The 22,905-nt window shown below is 33.3% G+C and carries 17 protein-coding genes and 1 riboswitch; of the genes, 3 read left to right on the top strand and 14 right to left on the bottom strand.

All coding sequences use genetic code 11. The features are described 5' to 3' along the window. The 6 genes from IM755_RS05350 to IM755_RS05325 form a co-directional block, all read right to left on the bottom strand. Positions 1-327 carry a nucleotide pyrophosphohydrolase gene (locus IM755_RS05350; RefSeq protein ID WP_133610418.1) on the bottom strand — a complete coding sequence of 109 codons (327 nt, stop codon included), beginning with the start codon at positions 325-327 and terminating at the stop codon, positions 1-3. Further along, a complete protein-coding gene (gene dtd, locus IM755_RS05345) occupies positions 328-780 on the bottom strand; it encodes a D-aminoacyl-tRNA deacylase (protein ID WP_194094366.1) in 453 nt (150 codons plus the stop codon). A gap of 17 nt (positions 781-797) precedes the next feature. Continuing rightward, positions 798-1,775 (bottom strand): ribosome small subunit-dependent GTPase A, encoded by a 978-nt coding sequence (gene rsgA / locus IM755_RS05340; protein ID WP_194094364.1) that lies wholly within the window; start codon positions 1,773-1,775, stop codon positions 798-800. A 117-nt stretch (positions 1,776-1,892) separates the two neighbouring features. Continuing rightward, a complete protein-coding gene (locus IM755_RS05335) occupies positions 1,893-3,548 on the bottom strand; it encodes a hypothetical protein (RefSeq protein ID WP_194094354.1) in 1,656 nt (551 codons plus the stop codon). A 65-nt stretch (positions 3,549-3,613) separates the two neighbouring features. After that, complete coding sequence (locus IM755_RS05330) at positions 3,614-4,696, bottom strand: bifunctional 3-deoxy-7-phosphoheptulonate synthase/chorismate mutase type II (protein WP_194094352.1); 1,083 nt, start codon at positions 4,694-4,696, stop codon at positions 3,614-3,616. Positions 4,697-4,738: 42 nt separating this feature from the next. Then, the gene (locus tag IM755_RS05325) at positions 4,739-5,566 is read right to left on the bottom strand and encodes a prephenate dehydratase (RefSeq protein ID WP_194094350.1); all 828 of its coding nucleotides are present in this window, start codon (positions 5,564-5,566) and stop codon (positions 4,739-4,741) included. A 265-nt stretch (positions 5,567-5,831) separates the two neighbouring features. Between IM755_RS05325 and gldA the strand changes: the two genes are divergently transcribed. Further along, positions 5,832-6,737: a gliding motility-associated ABC transporter ATP-binding subunit GldA gene (gene gldA, locus IM755_RS05320; protein ID WP_194094348.1), complete on the top strand. Its 906-nt coding sequence runs from the start codon at positions 5,832-5,834 to the stop codon at positions 6,735-6,737. A 56-nt stretch (positions 6,738-6,793) separates the two neighbouring features. On the opposite strand, the gene IM755_RS05315 is transcribed toward gldA, so the two are convergent. From IM755_RS05315 to IM755_RS05280, 8 genes are all read right to left on the bottom strand, one after another. Continuing rightward, the gene (locus IM755_RS05315; protein WP_194094346.1) at positions 6,794-7,183 is read right to left on the bottom strand and encodes a tetratricopeptide repeat protein; all 390 of its coding nucleotides are present in this window, start codon (positions 7,181-7,183) and stop codon (positions 6,794-6,796) included. 464 nt (positions 7,184-7,647) lie between these two features. Continuing rightward, complete coding sequence (gene metF / locus IM755_RS05310) at positions 7,648-8,604, bottom strand: methylenetetrahydrofolate reductase [NAD(P)H] (RefSeq protein WP_194094344.1); 957 nt, start codon at positions 8,602-8,604, stop codon at positions 7,648-7,650. A 1-nt stretch (position 8,605) separates the two neighbouring features. Further along, on the bottom strand, positions 8,606-11,278 hold the full coding sequence (gene metH / locus IM755_RS05305) for a methionine synthase (RefSeq protein ID WP_194094342.1): 2,673 nt from the start codon (positions 11,276-11,278) through the stop codon (positions 8,606-8,608). Between the two features lie 162 nt (positions 11,279-11,440). After that, on the bottom strand, positions 11,441-12,442 hold the full coding sequence (locus tag IM755_RS05300) for a homocysteine S-methyltransferase family protein (protein WP_194094333.1): 1,002 nt from the start codon (positions 12,440-12,442) through the stop codon (positions 11,441-11,443). A gap of 82 nt (positions 12,443-12,524) precedes the next feature. Beyond that, positions 12,525-12,630: riboswitch (SAM riboswitch) on the bottom strand. A 152-nt stretch (positions 12,631-12,782) separates the two neighbouring features. Further along, a complete protein-coding gene (locus IM755_RS05295; RefSeq protein ID WP_394368298.1) occupies positions 12,783-13,976 on the bottom strand; it encodes a trans-sulfuration enzyme family protein in 1,194 nt (397 codons plus the stop codon). A 103-nt stretch (positions 13,977-14,079) separates the two neighbouring features. Continuing rightward, the gene (thrA, locus tag IM755_RS05290; RefSeq protein WP_194094331.1) at positions 14,080-16,494 is read right to left on the bottom strand and encodes a bifunctional aspartate kinase/homoserine dehydrogenase I; all 2,415 of its coding nucleotides are present in this window, start codon (positions 16,492-16,494) and stop codon (positions 14,080-14,082) included. 1 nt (position 16,495) lies between these two features. Further along, on the bottom strand, positions 16,496-17,461 hold the full coding sequence (locus tag IM755_RS05285) for an alpha/beta fold hydrolase (RefSeq protein WP_194094329.1): 966 nt from the start codon (positions 17,459-17,461) through the stop codon (positions 16,496-16,498). Between the two features lie 64 nt (positions 17,462-17,525). Continuing rightward, positions 17,526-18,818, bottom strand: a complete 1,293-nt coding sequence (locus tag IM755_RS05280) for an O-acetylhomoserine aminocarboxypropyltransferase/cysteine synthase family protein (RefSeq protein WP_194094327.1) — start codon at positions 18,816-18,818, stop codon at positions 17,526-17,528. A gap of 623 nt (positions 18,819-19,441) precedes the next feature. Between IM755_RS05280 and metK the strand changes: the two genes are divergently transcribed. Both metK and IM755_RS05270 read left to right on the top strand, forming a co-directional pair. Continuing rightward, positions 19,442-20,692, top strand: a complete 1,251-nt coding sequence (metK, locus tag IM755_RS05275) for a methionine adenosyltransferase (protein WP_194094325.1) — start codon at positions 19,442-19,444, stop codon at positions 20,690-20,692. A gap of 96 nt (positions 20,693-20,788) precedes the next feature. Beyond that, positions 20,789-22,873 carry a tail fiber domain-containing protein gene (locus IM755_RS05270; protein ID WP_194094323.1) on the top strand — a complete coding sequence of 695 codons (2,085 nt, stop codon included), beginning with the start codon at positions 20,789-20,791 and terminating at the stop codon, positions 22,871-22,873. Positions 22,874-22,905 lie beyond the last annotated feature (32 nt).

The following is a 22,905-nucleotide window of genomic DNA, read 5'->3' as shown; positions in this document are numbered from 1 at the left end:
TTATTTCAATTTATCGTTGTTGTGATGACGGTCGTGATCGCGTTTGGTTTTCAAATCCATTTTTTTATCAAAAGCAGCTTGTAAATCTACACCTGTTTGATTAGCTAAACATAAAACCACAAAAACTACGTCAGCCAATTCTTCACCTAAATCTTTATTTTTATCTGACTCTTTTTCTGATTGTTCACCGTATCTTCGAGCAATAATTCGGGCTACTTCACCTACTTCTTCAGTAAGTTGAGCCATATTAGTTAATTCATTGAAATAACGAACACCGTGTTCTTTAATCCAATTATCTACTTCTTGTTGGGAGTTTTTTAGATTCATTTATTCTTTATTTTTTGTATCAATTATTATCGTCACAGGTCCGTCATTAACCAAACTAACTTTCATATCTGCTCCAAATTGTCCTGTTTGAACTTTTTTACCCAATTCAATTTCCATTTGTTTTACGAAAGATTCGTAAAGCGGAATGGCAATTTCAGGTTTTGAGGCTTTTATATAACTTGGTCGATTTCCTTTTTTTGTAGCCGCATGTAACGTAAATTGCGAAACTACAATCATCTCTCCATTGATGTCTTTTAATGACAAATTCATCACTTCATTTTCATCTCCAAAAATTCTAAGATTTGCTATTTTAGAGGTTAACCAATTGATATCTTCTTGAGTATCGGCGTCTTCAATACCTACTAAAACTAATAAACCTTGTTGAATTTGGGCTACAATTTCTTCATTTATTGTAACTGATGATTGAGAAACTCTTTGAATAACAGCTTTCACTTCTTATTTGATTTTTTTTACTTTCTCGTTTCGTCGCTTGCTCTTCGTTCAGCATCATAAATATCAGCGCGATATTGCTCTTCGTCGCCTTCTAAAATTTGGGTATAACTTTTATAGCGCGACCACGAAATTTCGTCATTTTCCAGTGCTTTTTTAATGGCACAATGTGGCTCGTCTTTATGTAAACAGTTATTAAATTTACATTGGTCTTTCAAAGCGAAAAATTCAGGAAAATAATCTCCGATTTCTTGTTTTTCCATATCGACAATTCCAAAACCACGAATTCCTGGTGTATCTATAATTTTAGCTCCAAAAGACAAATCAAACATTTCAGCAAACGTAGTGGTGTGCTTTCCTTGTGCATGCGATTCAGAAATTTGTTTGGTTTTTAAATTCAATCCTGGTTCTAAAGTGTTTACCAAAGTTGATTTTCCAACACCCGAATGTCCTGAAAACATAGAAACTTTGTCTTTCATTAATGCTTTAAGTTCTTCAATTCCTTTTCCATCTTTAGCAGAAACACGTAAACATTTATAACCTATTGAAGAATACACATGTTGTAAATATAATTGTTCGTCTAATGTAGGGTCATCAAACGTATCTATTTTATTGAAGACAATTACGGCTTCAATTCCATAAGCTTCAGCGGTAACTAAAAATCGGTCGATAAAACTCGTGGTTGTTGGCGGGTTATTGATGGTTACCAATAAAAAAACGACATCAATATTGGATGCGATAATATGCATTTGATGCGATAAATTTACCGACTTTCTAACGATGTAATTTTTTCTGTCGTGAATCGCTGTGATTACTCCAGTGGTTTCATCAGTGGTATTTTCAATATCATAATCTACAATATCGCCCACCGCAATAGGATTGGTACTTTTGATACCTTTCATTCTAAATTTACCTTTTATACGGCACTCTAAAAAAGCACCATTTTCAGTTTTAATGGTGTACCAGCTTCCAGTAGATTTATAAACGATTCCTGTCATTAAAAGGTAAAAATTAGAAGTTTGAAAAGTTGAATCAACTTCGTTATATCTTGCAAAGATAACGTTTCTATTGAAAATTAAGGCAATAAAAAAGGCTACTCTTGGTAGCCTTTTTTATTAATCCTCTAAAATCATTCTTCCTAACTTATCTTTACTTTTTCTTGAAGAGTAAACAATAAATTCTTTGTCTGATTTTCTATAATACACTCCAGGACGCAATACCAATTCATTTTTAATTACTTCCTCAGGATCTTTTCTTGTCATATTTCCATTAGAATCGAAAATGAATAATGCTGGAACTGCATTGTTATAATTACCTAAGGATTTAATATCATCAATATTAGTCACACCTTTGTTTTTAACGTTATCGTTAAAAAGTAAATTAAGTACCCCATTTTTGTAAATTGGAATTGCTCCTAAATATTCAGGACCTTTTCCTAATTGTGTTAATGGAATTTGAATTGAACCACCAACTGCAAAACTTCCATTACCTCCAGCAAATCCTAATCCAATTGACAATGTAGTTACAGTTGCAGATTGCTCTTTTGGTAAAACATTACCCCATTCAAATGTACCATCAGCTTTTAAACTTGTGATAATAATTTCGTTTTTTGTATATGTTACAGGTGTTGCCGCTAATGGCCCAATACCAGAACTTTGACCTACATAAACATACTGAAATTCAGATAATACGATTAAACCACCATCATTTTTTTCAATAATAGTTGTTATATTATAGAAAGGCTTAACGTCTTTTCCTTTTTTAGCTCTTCTTTCACCTAATAGTTTAACTTTTGTTGCATAATCAAACTCATTAAACTTTACTGCATTAGTTGCATTCGTATTTAAATCAACCGTTGCGTTATAAACTCCTTTAAGTTCTTTATTTGCTTTTCCGTTTTCTCTTACGCTTGAATAAAAACCTACAATTTTCAAAGTGTTTTTATTAGTAGAAATCATTTTACAATTGATAATTTCTTTCCCTTTAATATCAATATTTACGATTTCCTTTTTGTATCCGTTATTTCTTTTGAAAGTATGGATTTCAAATTTTTCAATTTGTTCTTTCTTTTTTGAATCTCTATAACTTTCATTAACTACTAAGAAAACATCATCTTGAAAATTAACTTCAAAATCAGAAATTGTAAATTCATAATCTTTTTTACTGTCATCAAACTTAACTTTTTCAGTATTTGAGAACAAAGTTCCCATTTTGTCATCAAACAATTTTACTTCATATTTTACTGCATCTTCTTTTGAAAACAATGAAGTATGCATAACTAATAAAGCACCCTCATCAGGAGATAACTTGAAATAAAAATCGCCTCTGCTTGATTTTTTTGCAACTTCAGCATCAAATAACACCACTGGAGATTTACTTAAAACACCTTTGTCAGAAACCTGTGTAGCAACTAAATTAAAAATTTTATCTTTTTTATTGTAAACACTACCAATTACATAAAGGTTATCATTTAAAAGAAAAATTTCTTCAAAATCAACTTCTTTGTCGCTAATTTGAGGAATTACAATTGGATTAGATGAAATAAGTTTCATTGAACCCGATTCAAATATTTTTATGAAATAATCATCTTTTCCTTTTATTGCTAAAGCAAAGATTTTGTTATTAGATTCTCCAACGATTTTAACGATTTTTTGTTTATCGTCCGCTAACTCTTCTCCATAAGTTAAAGACACTTTGTCAATTTTGTTTTGAGCAACTAAAAATTGAATCCCAAGCACAAAAGCAAACAAAAACAGATTAATTTTTTTCATTATTTATTATTAAAAGATTTGTGGCGCGATATTACAAAAAATGTAAGAATATTTTTTATAAAAATTTACTTATTTATCACTTTTTCTTGATGATTAATACTTTCTTGATGAATTGCTTTATACAAATGCATTACAAATTCATTACTCAAACCTTTTTCTTCGCCTTCTAAAATCATTTTTCCTAAGATTTCGTTCCAACGTTGGTTCTGTAAAATCGCAACGTTTTTTTCTTTCTTAAGCAAACCGATTTTATCAGCAACTTTCATTCGGCTACCCAAAATTTCTAGCAATTTACCATCAAATTCATCAATTTGCATGCGCAGTTTTGCCATTTTTTGGTTGTATTCGCTTTCATCATCCGACACTTTTCTAACACGTAAATTGATGAACATTTGTTTTAATGTTGCTGGCGTTACTTGTTGAGCAGCATCACTCCAAGCATTATCAGGATCAATGTGGGTTTCGATAATTAATCCGTCATAATTCAAATCTAAAGCTTGTTGTGAGACTTCTTGAATCATATCGCGCTTTCCTGTAATGTGCGAAGGATCGCAAATCAATGGTAAATCTGGAAAACGATTTTGTAGATCAATAGCTATTTGCCATTCTGGATTATTGCGGTATTTTGTTTTTTCGTAAGTAGAAAATCCTCTGTGAATTACACCTAACTTCTTGATATTTGCGTTATACAAACGTTCTAAACCACCAATCCATAAAGATAAATCAGGATTTACTGGATTTTTCAACAAAACGATTTTATCCGTTCCTTGCAAAGCATCAGCAATTTCTTGAACAGCGAAAGGATTTACAGTGGTTCTAGCACCAATCCATAAAACATCAATATCGTGTTCCAATGCTAATTTTACGTGAGCTGCCGTTGCGACTTCCGTTGCCATTAACAAACCGGTTTCTGCTTTGGCTTTTTGCAACCATTTCAACCCGATTTCGCCCACACCTTCAAATCCACCCGGACGAGTACGGGGTTTCCAAATTCCCGCACGGAAAATAGAGACATCAGAATTCTTTAATTCGTGTGCTATTTTCAAAACTTGTTCTTCGGTTTCTGCGCTACAAGGTCCTGCAATTACTAGTGGATGATTCAATTGAAAATCATCTAACCAAGTGCGTAATTCTTTTTTATTTTCCATAACCATTATTTCATTGTAAAATTACTACTTATTCTTAAATTATTATTGTTTACTCTTTTCATATTCGCCCAACACCTTGAAATGCGTTGTCATAATTTCCATTACTTTTTTTGCTTTTTCAAAATGTTTGTATTTTTCAAAAACCACATCTACAAAAAAAGCATACGTAAAAGGCTTTTCGATTATAGGTAACGATTGAATTTTTGTTAGATTCAATTTGCAATTATTCATCACATTTAAAACCGTTGCCAACGAACCTGGCGTGTCATCCAATTCAAATTTTATGGATGCTTTATTGATAATTTCTTTCGGAATTTCTTTGTTGGATGCTTTTAAAACTACAAAACGTGTTTTATTGCTTTTTATGGTGTGAATTCCATCGGCAATAATTTCCAAATTGTAAATTTCTGAAGCCACTGGTCCTGCTAAAGCTCCAATCCCTTTTAACTGATTTTCCTGAATTCGTTTAGCTGTAATTGCAGTATCGGAACTTTCGACCAATTTAATATGCGGATATTGACTAAAGAAATTGGCACATTGCAACAAAGCAATCGGATGCGAATGCACTTCTTTAATATCTTCAATCTTTTGGCCTGGCAACACCATTAAATTCATGTGAATATCTAAAAAATGTTCTCCAACAATATGTAAATCGTATGAATCAATTAAAGCATAATTCGGCAAAATAGCACCAGCAATAGAGTTTTCAATTGCCATAATAGCTTTGTCTGACTGTTTGTTTTTCAAACTATTAGCCACATCTCTGAATGTACTACATTCATCCAAACCAATTGCTTCACCAAAATAACGATGTGCTACTTGGTGATGAAACGACCCTTGAATTCCCTGAATTGCAACTTTAATATCCATAATTATGAGCAAAAAAAAATCCCGATTTGCATCGGGATTGTATGTTTATAAAATAAATTTCTTTCATTTATATAATAGCACAACAATCCCTCATCTGTCTCCAGAAGAAATAAAAAGAATTGTTATAAAAAAATGTGCTATGTGTAAGCATTACGCTGTTTATTATTTGATTGTGTAAAAGTAATAAAAAAATGAAAACGAAATACTTTTTTAAATAAATTTGAGTTCTTTTAAAAAAAGTTACTTTTGCTAAAATTTACAAGCTATGTCGATAGAAGTTCAAAATATTTCAAAAAATTACGGAGACCAAAAAGCGTTAGACAACGTTAGTTTTTCAGTAAAAAAAGGAGAAATTGTAGGTTTTTTAGGTCCAAATGGTGCCGGAAAATCTACTTTAATGAAAATTTTGACTACTTATTTAACTTCAGATAGCGGAACTGCTGTTGTAAACGAACACGATGTTACTTCGGCGCAAAAAGAAGTACAAAAATCAGTTGGGTATTTACCAGAACACAATCCTTTATATTTGGATTTATATGTGAGAGAATATTTGGCTTTTAATGCTGATTTACATAAAGTGGCGAAATCAAGGATTGATGAAGTAATTGCTTTGACAGGATTAACACCTGAAAGTCACAAGAAAATCGGAGAATTATCTAAAGGTTACCGTCAACGTGTAGGATTAGCAACGGCTTTATTACACAATCCGGATGTGATGATTTTTGACGAACCAACAACTGGTTTAGACCCAAATCAATTAGTAGAGATTCGTGATTTGATTAAAAACATTGGAAAAGACAAAACCGTTTTTCTTTCCACGCACATTATGCAAGAAGTGGAAGCGATTTGCGATAGAATTATCATTATCGATAAAGGGAAAATTGTTACTGATAAAAAACTAAACAATTTAGTAGCTGAAGAAGCCGAACAAATTATTGAAGTTGAATTTGACAAAAAAGTTTCTGAATCTGATTTTACGGCTTTATCAAATTTGAAATCAGCAAAAAATACGCATGATTTAGTTTGGGAATTGACTTTTACCTCAACTACCGACATGCGCCCAGCATTATTTGATTTTGCTCAAGCAAACAATTTGAGAACGTTACAAATTGTATTGAAAAGTAAAAACTTAGAGCAAATTTTTAGAGAAAAAACAGCAAAAAAGAAATAAAAAAATCTCCTTACAACTAAAACTGTAAGGAGATTTTAAAAGTATTGTGACCTTTATTACTTAACTGTCACTAAATACTTTTGTCTGAGTTTGTCGTAATCATCGTAAACCACAGAAAGTGCGTAACTTGACAAATCTTCATTTAACAACGAATTGTAAATGAAATCTTCTTCCGTAAAACCATGTTTGGTAATGGCCTCTTTGATGTACTTCACGGCAACCTCTTTTTTATTCTGATAAAAGTAACAGTTTGCTACTTCTATATACACGTCTTTTAAATTTTCACCTTTCGACAATTTGATGTAATTTTCATACTCTTTAATTGCTTCAATATAATTTTTCTTCTCGGTAAGCGATCTAGCTTTTGTTAAGATAGAATCTAATTCATTTGCGAAGGTTAACTGGGAAATGAATAAAATTACGAATGAACAGATAATTTTTTTCATGGGTTTGGTTTTTTGTTATTATAAATTTACAATTATTTTTCGAATAAAAAATATATTTTTTTCAATCACAACCATTTTAAAGAAAATTTAAAACAAATATTTAACATTTTTATTGTATTATTTTTAAATAAAAACTCATAAAAGCGTATAAACATAAATTAAACCTCTCAAAACAATCAAAAAATAGAAAAATTCGAAAAAATACACTTTTTAAAAAACAACAAAATGTTATTAATCGAATTTATGTGTTTTTCGTCGATAAATTTATTGCTAAATAGGCAATCAAAAACCATCTTTCATTTAAAATAACAATTTGTTAATTTAAAATCTAAATGATTACAATTTAATAAACAACGTTCTTGAAACACTAACTTCACCTACGAATAAAAGTCTAACTTGGTTTAAAAAAAAAATCTCCTAAGTACGAAATACTTAGGAGACCTAACTTTTAAAAGAACTAATATTTAAAAAATCTCTCTCGCAATTGCTTTAACATTCTCCGCTTTTCCCATAGAATAATAATGCAAAACCGGAATTCCAGCCGCTATCAATTCTTTACTTTGTTGGGTACACCATTCGATTCCAATTTGTTTAACAGCATCATTATCTTTAGCTTTTACAACTGCCATAATTAAATCATCAGGTAACTCTAAACTAAATCGATGTGGAATTAAATTCAATTGTTTCTTTGTAGCAATAGGTTTTAATCCTGGTATAATAGGAACGGTAATTCCAGCAGCTCTGCATTTTGCAACAAAATCGAAGAATTTTTTATTATCAAAAAACATTTGGGTAATAATATAATCAGCTCCGTTTTTAATTTTTTGCTTAACGAAATGAATGTCACTATCTAAACTTGGTGCTTCCATGTGTTTTTCGGGATAACCTGCAACTCCAATGCAAAAATCAGTTTTAGTAGAATTTTGTAAATCTTCGTCCAGATAAATTCCTTTGTTTAAATTACTGATTTGTGTTACTAATTCTGACGCATAAGCATGACCTTCTTTTTCAGGTTTGAAGTAAATTTCGCTCTTAACCGCATCACCACGAAGTGCTACAACATTATCAATTCCTAAAAAATCTAAATCAATTAATAAATTCTCTGTGTCTTCTTTGGTAAAACCACCACACAAAATATGTGGAATAGCATCTACTTCATACTTATTTTGAATTCCAGCACAAATCCCAACGGTTCCAGGTCGTTTTTTAACTACTTTTTTCTGAAGTAAGCCATTTTCTAGCTCTTTGAATTCATATTCCTCACGATGATAAGTCACGTCAATAAACGGTGGATTGAATTCCATCAACGGATCAATACTATCAAAAATCGATTGAATATTTTGCCCTTTTAAAGGTGGTAAAATCTCGAAGGAGAACAAAGGTTTTCCGTTGGCGTTTTGTATATGTTCAGTTACTTTCATCTTAATCTGCTAAATTGGGTGAGAGCCATTTTTCGGCTAATTCTACACTAATATTTCTTCTTTTGGCGTAATCTTCTAATTGGTCTTTTTTAATTTTTCCTAAACCAAAATATTTACTTTCCGGATTCGCAAAATAATAACCCGAAACCGATGACGCTGGCCACATCGCCATACTTTCAGTTAACTTCACGCCTATTTCTTGTTCTACATTTAATAATTTCCAAATCGTTGGTTTTTCCAAATGGTCAGGACAAGCAGGATAACCTGGAGCTGGACGAATTCCTTTGTATTGTTCTTTGATTAACTCATCATTTGACAAAACCTCATCGGAAGCGTAACCCCAAATTTCTTTTCGTACTTTCAAATGCAAATATTCTGCGAAAGCTTCTGCTAATCTATCTCCCAAAGCTTTTACCAAAATCGAATTATAATCATCTAATTGCTTTTCGAATTCCGAAGCTTTTTCATCTACTCCAAAACCTGTTGACACACAAAAACATCCAATGTAATCTTGTTTTCCAATTTCTTTAGGTGCAATAAAATCAGCTAAAGCAATGTTTGGAGCTCCAACCGTTTTTTGTGATTGCTGTCTTAAAGTCAAAAACTTCTCGACTCCGCTCGAAGTGACAAGCTCTATATCATCGTGATTGATTGTATTCGCTGGAAAAATTCCTAAAATCCCTTTTGCAGTGAACCAATTTTCTGAAACAATTTGAGAAAGCATTTTTTGTGCATCTTCAAACAAATTCGTTGCTTGTTCACCTACAATATCGTCGGTTAAAATCGCTGGATATTTTCCGTATAATTCCCATGATTGAAAAAACGGTGTCCAATCGATGAAATCTACTAATTCTGAAAGGTTAACTTCAATGGTTTTTGTTCCTATGAAATTTGGCTTTACAGGTTGGTAATTATTCCAATCGATTTTGAATTTATTTTTACGCGCTTCTTCAATCGATAAGAAATTTTTCTCGCGACTTCTATTCAAATAACCTTCTCGAAGTGTATCATATTCTTCACGAAGTGATTTTGCATAAGTAACCTTAGTATCGGGTTGTAATAAATTAGTTGCAACCGTTACCGCTCGAGAAGCATCATTCACATGAACCACCGTTTCCTTATATTCTGGTGCGATTTTTACAGCAGTATGTGCTCGTGAAGTTGTAGCACCACCAATCATTACAGGAATTTTGATATTCAGTTTATCCATTTCTTTAGCCAAATACACCATTTCATCCAGAGAAGGCGTAATCAAACCGCTCAAACCGATAATATCTACATTTTCTTTAACTGCAGTTTCAATGATTTTTTCTGGCGGAACCATCACACCTAAATCGATGATTTCGAAATTATTACAAGCTAAAACTACTGAAACAATATTTTTACCAATATCGTGAACATCGCCTTTTACAGTTGCCATTAATACTTTTCCGGCCGATGAAGATTTTCCATCTTTTGAAGCTTCAATATAAGGAAGCAAATAAGCCACTGCTTTTTTCATAACACGAGCGGATTTCACTACTTGAGGCAAGAACATTTTTCCTGAACCAAACAAATCTCCTACAACATTCATCCCGTTCATCAGTTGATTTTCGATTACTTCGATTGGCTTCTCAACTAATTGACGTGCTTCTTCCACATCAATTTCAATAAACTCATCAATTCCTTTTACTAAGGAGTGAGTTAATCGCTCTTGAACCGAACCATTTCTCCATTCAGCAATCGCTTTTTCATTGGATTTTACATCGTCTTTGAAACGTTCGGCTAATTCTAATAAACATTCGGTAGCATCTTCTCTTCTGTTTAGTAAAACATCTTCCACATGTTCCAACAAAACGGGGTCGATTTCATCATAAATCTCTAACATTTCTGGATTTACAATTCCCATCGTCATTCCATTTTGAATGGCATGATATAAGAATGCCGAATGCATTGCTTCACGCACTTTATCGTTGCCACGGAAAGAAAAAGAAACGTTACTCACGCCACCCGAAACATGGACATAAGGAAGATTTTCGCGAATCCATTTGGTCGCACGGAAGAAATCTAAAGCATTTAATTTATGCTCTTCCATTCCGGTTGCCACTGGGAAAATATTAGGATCGAAAATGATATCCTCAGCTGGAAAACCCACTTGGTTAACCAAAATATCGTAACTTCTTTTGCAGATTTCAATACGTCTTTCATACGTATCTGCTTGACCGTTTTCATCAAAAGCCATGACAATTACAGCAGCTCCGTATCGTTTGATTAATTTGGCATGATGAATAAAAGTTGCTTCTCCTTCTTTCAACGAAATCGAATTCACCACACCTTTACCCTGAATGACTTTTAACCCTGCTTCAATGATTTCCCATTTCGAAGAATCAATCATTACTGGAACTCGTGCAATATCGGGTTCGGCTGCGATTAGATTTAGGAATTTGGTCATCGCATAAACGCCATCTAACATTCCTTCATCCATGTTGACATCGATAATTTGCGCACCACCTTCTACTTGAGCACGAGCGATATCTAAGGCTTCATCATATTTTTCTTCTTTAATTAATCGAAGAAATTTTCTAGAACCTGTAACATTTGTTCGTTCTCCAACGTTTACAAAATTGGTTTCTGGAGTTACAATCAAAGGTTCTAAACCTGATAATTTTAAATATTTATCGGAATTATAACTCATTACTTATTCTTTTATAATGTTTCGCAACATCCTTCCAAAAGGTTTTACTGTTGCTAACGTATTGGCAAACCCAACATCGTTGCGACTGTAAAAATGTTTCGAATTGTATTTTTATTGTACTGTTTTTCATTTTTTACATATTTGATAATTGATAAAAATCAATTATTGAGAAAACGCATGCGTTTTCTCTACGGTGCGTGGTTTGAATTCTTTTGCTACCTCAGCTATTAATTTGATGTGTTCTGGCGTTGTTCCGCAACATCCACCTATTATATTCACTAAATTTTCCTGTAAATACTCACGGATTAATTGTTGCATTTCTTCCGGAGTTTGATCGTATTGTCCGAAGGCATTGGGCAAACCTGCATTGGGATGTGCCGAAATATTTAACGAGGTGTTATTTCCTAATCGTTTCAAATACGGCTTTAATTGGTCGGCTCCTAAAGCGCAATTAAACCCAACGCTCAACAATGGAATATGCGAAATCGAAATCAAAAAAGCTTCCACTGTTTGTCCTGAAAGTGTTCTTCCAGAAGCATCGGTAATTGTGCCTGAAACCATTACTGAAATATCGATATTGCGTTCTTCTTTTACTTCTTCAATCGCAAACAAAGCAGCTTTCGCATTTAACGTATCAAAAATGGTTTCTACCAAAAGTAAATCGCAACCACCATCGATTAACGCTTCGACTTGTTGTTTGTAGGCAATTTTTAAATCGTCAAAATTTACAGCTCGAAATCCAGGGTCATTTACATCTGGCGACATTGATGCTGTTCTGTTTGTTGGGCCGATTGAACCTGCTACAAATCTTGGTTTATCGGTAAATTCATCCGCAACTTCACGAGCGATTTTTGCGGATTGAAAGTTCAATTCATAGACTAAATCTTCCATGTGGTAATCCGCCATTCCGATAGTCGTTCCCGAAAAAGTATTGGTTTCTACAATATCGGCACCCGCCTCAAAATAAGCGCGATGCACTGATTTTACTGCTTCTGGTTGGGTGATGGAAAGTAAATCGTTGTTTCCTTTTAAGGGATGTGGAAAATCTTTGAAACGTTCGCCTCTAAAATCTTCTTCTTCAAATTTATAACGTTGCAACATCGTTCCCATAGCTCCATCGAGCACGAGAATTCGTTTTTTGATTTCTTCTTGAATTTTTGACATTGTATTCTCTCGCAAAGGCTAATTACCTAATTTTTCTTGATTAACTTAATTTGTTACCGTAGAAAGTTGGAGAGCAATTCTAACGTTATCTGCTTCCGATAAAATCGGAATAGAATGTAGCACCTTCTACAAGTGTAGGGTTGCTAAGCTTTCACAGGGTCTATTCCCTCCAGCTTTCGTGATAACAAACACTATAATTATGAACACTGCAAATGTAGTGACAAAATTGAAATAATGAAATATTTTCTAAAATTTCATTAAAAAAAGATTATTTATAGATTTACATTCTAAATTAATAATTTTAAACAGAATATAAATCTGTAAAATATCTTAAAAACTTTTATTCTAACGCTTGTTTTAAGTCGTTAATTACATCTTGAACTGTTTCCAAACCCACAGAAACGCGTACCAAACCATCAGTAATACTTACTGCTAATCGTTCTTCTTCAGTCAACTTACTATGAGTTGTGGAAGCTGGATGCGTAACAATCGAACGTGTGTCTCCTAAATTCGCAGATAACGAACATAGTTTGATTTTATCCAAAAACTTTCTTCCCGATTCAATTCCGCCTTTGATTTCGAAAGCTACGATGTTTCCTCCTAATTTCATTTGCTTTTTTGCGACATCATATTGCGGATGCGATTTCAAAAACGGATATTTCACTGAAGCTACATTAGGATGAAATTCTAAAAATTCGGCCACTTTTAAAGCGTTTTCGCAATGTTTTTCGATACGAACCGGCAACGTTTCTAAACTTTTTGACAACACCCAAGCATTGAAAGGCGACAAGGCCGGACCAGTATTTCGGGAAAACAAATAAATTTCACGAATTAAATCAGAACGTCCAACGGTTACTCCACCTAAAACCCTTCCTTGACCATCGATTAATTTGGTGGCGGAATGAATCACTAAATCGGCACCGAATTGAATTGGATTTTGGATGTATGGTGTGGCAAAACAATTATCGATAATCAAAATCAGATTGTGTTTTTTGGCGATTTTTCCCAATAAATCTAAATCTAAAATATCAACCGCTGGATTGGTTGGTGATTCTGCGTAAAGAATTTTCGTGTTTGGTTGGATGAAATTTTCAATCGTTTCTGGTTGGTTGACATCGAAATACGAAGTGGCGATGTTCCATTTTGGAAAATATTTGGTAAACAAAGTATGTGTCGAACCGAAAACACTACTCGCTGAAACGATATGATCACCCGAATTCAATAAAGCGGCAAAAGTTGAATACACCGCTGCCATTCCTGTTGCGAAAGCGTAACCGTCTTCTGCCCCTTCCATTAAACAAATTTTTTCTACAAATTCGGATGTGTTGGGATTGGAAAATCGGCTGTAAATATTGCGTTCTTTTTCCTCAGCAAACGAAGCGCGCATATCTTCGGCATCTTCAAAAATAAAACTGGAAGTTAAATATAACGGAACGGAATGTTCTAAATATTGTGTGCGTTCTAATTGCGTTCTGATGGCTTGGGTTTCTAATCCTAAATTTTGGTTACTCATGGTTTTGTTTGTTTTTAACATATAACTCATTTAAGTTTTACTTCACTTATGAAGAATAGTTTAAGTTCATTTAAGTGTAAAACCCACAAGACTTTTACATCTTGCAGGTTTTGAGTTTGAGTGGTTATAATTTTTTTTCGGATAAGCGTAAAATATCTCCAAAAACACCTCTTGCAGTTACGGATGCTCCGGCTCCAGCGCCTTGAATTACGATAGGTTGCTCGCCATAAGATTCGGTGTATATTTCGAAAATAGAATCCGAACCTTTTAACGAACCTAAAGCAGAATTGGCTGGAACCGAAATTAATTTCACTTCTAATTTTCCTTTATCTTGATGCAAATCGCCTGATAATTCGCCAATGTAACGTAAGACTTCGTTGGGACCTTGAGCATCTTTGATGTTTTGGTAAATTCCGTCTAATTCTGATAAACGTTTTAGAAAATCAGTTGCACTTCCTTCGCGCAAAGGTTCAGGAATTAAGTTTTGAATTTGGATTTCTTCAAACTCGTTTTGCAAATCTAATTCGCGCGCTAAGATTAATAATTTTCGTCCCACATCGTTTCCGTTTAAATCTTCTCTTGGATCGGGTTCGGTGAAACCTTTATCGATAGCTTCTTGTAATACTTCGCTAAATTTCTTGTTTTCAACTGAAAAATTATTAAACAAATAACTTAATGTCCCAGAGAAAACACCTTTGATTTTAGTGATGTTTTCACCTGACAAATGCAGTAATTTTATTGTGTCAATTAAAGGTAATCCTGCACCAACATTGGTTTCGTACAGATATTCTTTTTGATTGTCTTTCAATACTTTTCGTAGTTTTTTATAGAAATCATAACTTACTGTATTTGCAACTTTATTTGAAGAAATCAAATCGAAACTATTTTCAGCCAATGAAATGTAATTTTCAATGAAAGTTGAACTTGCTGTGTTGTCAATGGCGATTAAATTTTCTAAATGATGTTCTTTGGCGTAAGCGATAACATCTTCTACTTTATAATCTTGACCTTTGTCTTCTAAAGTAGCTTTCCAATTTTCGCTAATTCCGAATTTATTGAATAACACTTTCTTTGAATTCGCAATCGCAAAGACATTCAACTTGATTCCTTTTCGTTTTTCGATATTTTTTGCCGATTCTAAAATTTGGGAAATCAAAGTTCCGCCAACCGTTCCGTGACCGAAAATAGCAATGTTGATTTTTTTTGCTACTCCAAAAATTTCACCATGAATCACATTTAAAGCACGTTTAAATTCATCTTGACTAATTATCAAACTGATATTTCTTCCTGTAACCGTGTTATTCAACAAAATTGGCGTGATTTTATTTCGGATTAAAGCCGTGTAGGGTTTGTGGAAATTCGTTAAATCTTGCCCAATAATCGAAATCACAGCAATGTTATCGTTAACTGAAATTTTATTGACATCTTTCGTGTAAAAATCGTTTTCAAATTCTTTTTCTAAACCAACCAAAGCCTTTGATGCTTTATCGGAATTTACCACCAAACCAATTCCTCTTTCTGAAGAACCTTGCGAAATAATACTAACACTAATATCGTTTTCAGCCATCACACGGAAAATTCTTGCATCAACACCAGTTTTTCCTAACAAACCTCTTCCTTCTAAATTAATCAGCGACACATTTGTCAAAACTGAAAGCGATTTTATGCCTTCATTTGTTTGTTCCGAAGTAATTAATGTGCCATCGTTTTCTGGATTGAACGTGTTTAAAATTCGCAATGGAATGTTTTTTTCTACCAAAGGAATGATGGTTTTGGCATGTAAAATTTGCGCTCCAAAATTCGCTAACTCATTCGCTTCGTTGAACGATAATCGCTCGATTTTTTTTGCATCAGCCACTAAATCAGGGTTTGCGGTAAAGATTCCGTCTACGTGTGTGTAATTTTGAAATTCTTCGGCGTTTAGATAATTCGCTAATAGGGAAGCGGTGTAATTACTTCCGTTTCTTCCTAAAGTAGTAGTTTCGTTGTGTAACGTTGAACCAATAAAACCTGTTACGATGTTGACTTTATCGGTGTTTTTCTCGAAATAATCTAATACGTTTCGTTTTGAAACGGCATCTATTGGTTGCGCATTTCCAAAGTTAATATCAGTTTTTATTAGTTGACGTGAATCGGTGAATTGTGCTTTGATGCTGTTTTCGTTTAAAACGTAAGAGACATATTTTGCGGATAAAATTTCGCCAAACGCAATGACTTGATCTTTAATTTTATCGCTGTAATCTCCTAAAAGCGAAACGCCTTCCAACAATTTCTGCAAAACTGAGAATTCTTCTTCAAATATGTTTTCTTTCAAGCCTTCCAATTGGTATTTTTTAAATTGCTCAAAATCCGCTTGAAAATTGATGTTGGCTTGTGCTTTTTTTAGTAGAATTACCAATTCGTCTGTTGCGTTTCCTCTTGCCGAAACTACGACTGCAATGGGCTCGTTATTGAAATATTTTTGAGCAATTGTTTGAATTACTTTTTGCAATCCTTCTCCGTTTGCTAATGATTTTCCTCCAAATTTTAATATTTTCATCTTAATTAAATATAGGTTTTAGTATGTTGTTTAGTTGTTCAAATTCTATCAAGAAAGCATCGTGTCCGTGAATGGATTTGATTTCGTGATAAAATGCATTGTTTTTGTAGTTTTTGACTTCCTGAAAAGCGGTTTTAATTTCGTTTGCCGTAAAAAAGTAATCGGTATCCACACTGATTAGATGAATGTTTGACGTGATGCCTTTAATGACTTCCGATTTATTTTTGTTTTTAAAAATATCAGTAGTTTTCAATAAATAATTCATGAGTTTGTATGCCGAAAGTTGGAATCGATTTTGCAATTTTTCACCGTGATGCAACAACCAACTTTCTACTTGAAACAATCCATCCGAATTTTGCAATTTGTTGTGAAATTTTTCTTGGAATGATTCAGGTGTTCGATACAATAACATGGCGTGAATTCTAGCATCGTGAATTGGATTTTTAGAATTATTCAGAATCAAATCTTGTGTTAACACATTTCCAATCAACCAATCAGAAGCTTTCCAATTTGTTGCAACCGGAATTAAATTTGCAATTGCTTTTGGTCGAATCGCTGCCATTTCCCAAGCAATTGCTCCGCCTAAACTTCCGCCTATAATAGCAAAAACTTGATTCACTTTAAATGAATCGATTCCTTTCCAAAACAAATTAGCAATATCATAAGTGGTGAAATCTTGATAGTTTTCAATCAAATTTTCTACATCTTGATAGCCGTTTCCGGGAATATTGAAAGCTAAAACCGCATATTTTTTGGTGTCGATAATTTTACTCTCACCAATCAACGATTGCCACCAACCGTTTTCTCCAATAACTTGCGAATTTCCAGTTAATGCATGATTCACTAACACCAAAGGAGCTGAACCAACGGGTTGTCCGAACAGTTGATAGGACAAAATCACTTTGGATTGCACTACTCTATTTTGCAACGGAACATTTTGGAACACTATTTTTTGAATTGTACTCATCATTCTTTTAAAAAAAAGACTGCCTTTAGGTAGGTCTATCGGCAGCCTTCAAACAAACAAAAACCTAAACTAAATTTTGAACTGGCAATTTTTCGAAAACACCTTCTAAATCGGCTTTCAAGTCTTCAATATCTTCTAATCCAACGGATAAACGAATCAAATCTTTCGTTACTCCAGTTGTAATTTGTTGTTCTTCTGACAATTGTTGGTGCGTTGTACTTGCTGGATGAATAATCAGTGATTTTGTGTCGCCAATATTCGCTAACAATGAGAAAAATTGGGTTTCATCAGCTACTTTTTTAGCTGCTTCATAACCACCTTTTAATCCAAAAGTTACGATACCACTTTGTCCTTCTGGCAAATATTGTTGGGCTAAATCATAATATTTTGAAGAAATCAATCCTGGATAATTTACCCAAGCTACTTCTGGACGTTTTTGCAACCATTTAGCTAATTCCAAAGCATTTACACTGTGCTTTTTGATTCGGATAGCCAACGTTTCTAAACCTTGAATTATTTGAAATGCGTTGAATGGACTCAAAGAAGCACCTAAATCGCGTAAACCTTCGATTCTAACTTTTGCAATGAACGAGGCAGCACCTAAAACTTCATAGTATTTTAATCCGTGATAACCTGCTGAAGGTTCTGTGAATTCTGGGAATTTCCCGTTGCTCCAATCAAAATTTCCTGCATCGATGATGACACCTCCAAGCGAAGTTCCGTTTCCACCAATGTATTTGGTTAAGGAATGAATTACGATGTTGGCTCCGTGTTCGATTGGGTTCAGCAAAAAGGGTGTTGCCACTGTGTTATCTACAATAAAAGGCACTTTGTAGGTTTGTGCGGCTTTTGAAATGGCTTTTAAATCAAGTACATCTAATTTTGGATTTCCTAAACTTTCAGCAAAGAACACTCGAGTATTTTCTTGCACAGCATTTAAGAAATTGTCAGGATTTGATGGATCTACGAATGTTGTTGTGATGCCTAATCTTGGCAAAGTCACATTTAATAAATTATAAGTTCCGCCATATAAACTGTTTGAAGCTACGATATGGTCGCCAGCTTTTAACAACGTCAACAAAGCAGTTGAAATTGCTGCGGTTCCAGATGCAGTTACAACAGCTCCAATTCCGCCTTCTAATTTAGCTAAACGTTGTTCTAGGATATCGTTTGTTGGATTATTTAATCTTGTGTAAATAAAACCAGCTTCGGCTAAACCAAAAAGATTGGCTGCGTGATCAGAATTATTGAAAACGTATGATGTGGTTTGGTAAATTGGAACCGCTCTTGTTCCTGCGTTTTTAGTTGTGTCGTGTCCTGCGTGTAAAGCGTTTGTTGCGAATTTATTTGTGCTCATGATATTTTTATTTTGATGTTATTGTGTTTTTAACTGTATTTTGGATATTACTGAGTTTGATTCAGCTACACATTCGACAACATCGTCTTGGATTGTAAATGGCTATTTTCATATTTGATGTGTTTTTAGAAATAAAAAAAACCTCTGCTTTCGACAGAGGTTATATTGAATTAATTTACTTTTAAAATTATGCAATAGGTTTCCTCTGCGGATTGTTCCACATCATCATACACATATTGCACATTGTAAAGTTCATTTTTTATTTCTTTTAGTTTGACAGGGCAAAATTAGATTTATTTTCTACAATAAAAAAATAAATAGATTATTTTTCTAAATTTTGTTATATAATAATAAGTATTTAGAATATTTTTCATTAAAAATGAATTTTAATCCAAAAATATTTCTAAAGAAACCTCTATTTGTAATTTCGAAATGAATAAAATAAAAAAAAGTTAACAATCATTTGGAATTCAATTTCATTTCATACATTTGCATCCGAAAACTAAGAGGAAAAATTTGAACTGATTGCAACCTCATTAAAAAATGCTAAAGCAGTAATTACTACTCCTTTAGGCACTACCTGCAATTATTTTTCCTCGCTTAAAATTTAAAAATAATTTATTATGGCTTATTTATTTACGTCAGAATCAGTGAGTGAAGGACATCCTGACAAAGTTGCGGATCAAATTTCAGACGCATTAATTGATAACTTTTTAGCATTTGACCCTGAGTCAAAAGTAGCTTGTGAGACATTAGTTACAACAGGTCAAGTAATTTTAGCTGGAGAAGTTAAATCAAACACGTATTTAGATGTACAAACTATCGCAAGAGATGTAATCAAGAAAATTGGTTATACAAAAAGCGAATATATGTTCGAAGCGAATTCTTGTGGTGTTTTATCTGCAATTCACGAACAATCTGCTGATATTAACCAAGGAGTTGATAGAGCAAGCAAAGAAGAACAAGGAGCAGGTGACCAAGGAATGATGTTTGGTTATGCTACTAATGAAACTGCTGAATTCATGCCGTTAGCATTGAAATTATCACACCAAATTCTTCAAGAATTAGCAGATTTAAGAAGAGAAAATAATGAAATCACTTACTTACGTCCGGATGCTAAATCTCAGGTTACTTTAGAATATTCTGATGACAATAAACCCGTTCGTATTGATGCTATTGTAGTTTCTACACAACACGATGATTTTGCTGATGAACCAACGATGTTAGCTAAAATTAAAAAAGATATTATCGAAATTTTGATTCCAAGAGTAATCGCTAAAAATCCTCAATACGCACATTTATTCAATGATGCTATTAAATACCACATTAACCCAACAGGAAAATTCGTAATTGGAGGACCTCACGGTGATACTGGTTTAACAGGAAGAAAAATTATCGTAGATACTTATGGTGGAAAAGGAGCTCACGGTGGTGGTGCTTTCTCTGGAAAAGACCCATCTAAAGTTGACCGTTCTGCTGCTTATGCAACACGTCATATTGCTAAAAACTTAGTGGCTGCTGGTGTTGCAGATGAAATTTTAGTTCAAGTTTCTTACGCAATTGGAGTTGCTGAACCAACATCAATCAACGTAAACACTTACGGAACTGCAAAAGTAAACTTAACAGACGGAGAAATCAGTAAAGTAGTAGAAAGTATTTTTGACATGCGTCCTTACTTTATCGAGCAACGTTTGAAATTAAGAAATCCAATTTATAGTGAAACTGCTGCTTACGGACATATGGGAAGAACTCCTGAAACTGTAACCAAAACGTTTACAGCTCCAGGTGGTGAATCTAAAACAGTAACAGTTGAGTTATTTACTTGGGAAAAATTAGATTTCGTAGACAAAGTAAAAGCTGCTTTCAATATCTAAGAATCTGCTGAATACAAAATAGTTAAACCCATTTATTTTTAAATAAGTGGGTTTTTTATTTGCAGATTTTATACTTTAGCGAAAAATTCATTTTTAATGAAAACCCCTATACAAATATTCTTTTTTGTTATTTTTTTAAATAGTTTCTCCATTTTTTCACAAATTGGAATTAATACTACAAATCCAAAATCTACCTTAGATATTGTAGCTAGTGATATTAACTCACCCTCAAACACGGATGGAATTCTGATTCCAAGAGTTAACAATTTCCCTGCTATTAATCCAACAAGCGATCAAAATGGTTTATTAATTTACCTTACAACAACTGTTGTCAATAACGCACCTGGTTTTTATTATTGGGATAACAATACTACTTCATGGAGTTCTGTAACAAACACAAAAAATGTTTGGTTGATAAATGGAAACACAAACACCAACCCAAGCAACAATTATATCGGAACAAAAGATAATACAGATTTCATTTTTAGAAGAAACAACAATCATTCAGGAATTATAGCCATCAACAACACTTCTTTTGGAAATAATTCTTACCGACCTGTAGGGAGTAGTTCAAACAACACTGCTTTTGGAAGTTTTTCATTAAGCAGTACTACTAATGGAAATTCAAACACGGCTGTTGGATTTAACACCTTGAAAAACAACACCACAGGTTATTCTAACAGCGCAATGGGAGCTCAAACCATGACAAACAATACTGTTGGGAATTCCAACACAGCAGTAGGAATATATTCTTTAAACAATAATACTACAGGAAATTCAAACACTTCAATTGGATCAAATTCATTGTTGATGAATATTTCAGGAAATGAAAATTCTGCTTTAGGAACTAATAGTCTATACAACAACAGCAATGGAAGTTATAATGTTGCCATCGGAACTTACTCACTTTACACAAATACTAGTGGAAACAACAACACTGGTATTGGCTCTTACACTTTAACTGCTAATTCTACAGGAAATAACAATGTTGCAGTAGGACTAGCCTCTTTAAGTTTCAACACCACAGGTTATCAAAACACTTCAATTGGGAATAATTCTTTAAACAACAACACTATTGGCTTTCAGAATACTGCTATTGGTGCTTTCTCTTTATATAAATCAAAAACAGGAAATCAGAATACTGGATTAGGAAGCCACTCTTTATATAATAACGATTCTGGCTCAAATAATACCGCTATTGGTTTTAATAGTTTATACAACAACATATCAGGAAGCAACAATAGTGCTTTTGGAAACAATGCTTTGTTTAGCTCAACTGTTGGAATAGGAAATTCAGCTTTTGGAAACCAATCTTTATATGCGAATACTGGAAATTACAATTCTGGCTTTGGAGAATTCGCTTTAAAATCAAATACTACTGGAAATAATAATATAGCTGTTGGAGCAAATTCATTGGAAAACAATACAACAGGAAGTTTCAACACTAGTATTGGTAGAAATGCTTCAAAAAACAACAATATAGGAGAAAACAATATAAGTTTAGGCTACAATGCGTTGTTAAATAATACTTCTGGAAACCACAATATTTCTTTGGGAAACAACTCTTTATCCAACAACAATGGTTCTTTTAATACAACTATCGGAAACAACGGGTTGGTTTCAAATAATTCAGGAAATTACAATACAGCTATTGGCTATAATGCTTATAATTCAGGAGATTACAACAATTCAACCGCAATTGGATATAATACATATGTTTCAGGTGACAATCAAATTAGATTTGGTAATTTTGACATTACCAGCATTGGCGGAGCTGTTGGATGGTCTAATTTATCAGATGGACGCTTGAAAGAAAACATACAAAATAATGTTGTAGGATTAGATTTTATTTTAAATCTAAGACCAGTTACTTATAATTATAATTTTAAAGCTATTGACCCAAAAAGTCAAAACAACAACATTAGATATTCAGGATTTATAGCTCAAGAAGTGGAACAAACGGCTAAGAAAGTCAACTATGATTTTAGTGGTGTTGATGTACCAAAAAACAAAAATGATTTTTATAGTTTACGTTATGCTGAATTTGTTGTTCCAATAGTAAAATCAATACAAGAACAACAAAAAACAATTGAAGCATTAAAACTAGAATTAGAACTCCAAAAACAAAAAAACGAAGCTTTAGAAAAAAGGCTAAAAGCAATTGAAGAGAAACTTAACTAAATAAAAAGTCCCGAAATATTTCGGGACTTTTT

Source organism: Flavobacterium proteolyticum, assembly GCF_015223105.1.
GTDB classification, from domain to species: Bacteria; Bacteroidota; Bacteroidia; order Flavobacteriales; family Flavobacteriaceae; genus Flavobacterium; species Flavobacterium proteolyticum.
Note: the sequence above shows the minus strand (reverse complement) of the source record. Positions and strands in the feature narration are given on the sequence as shown.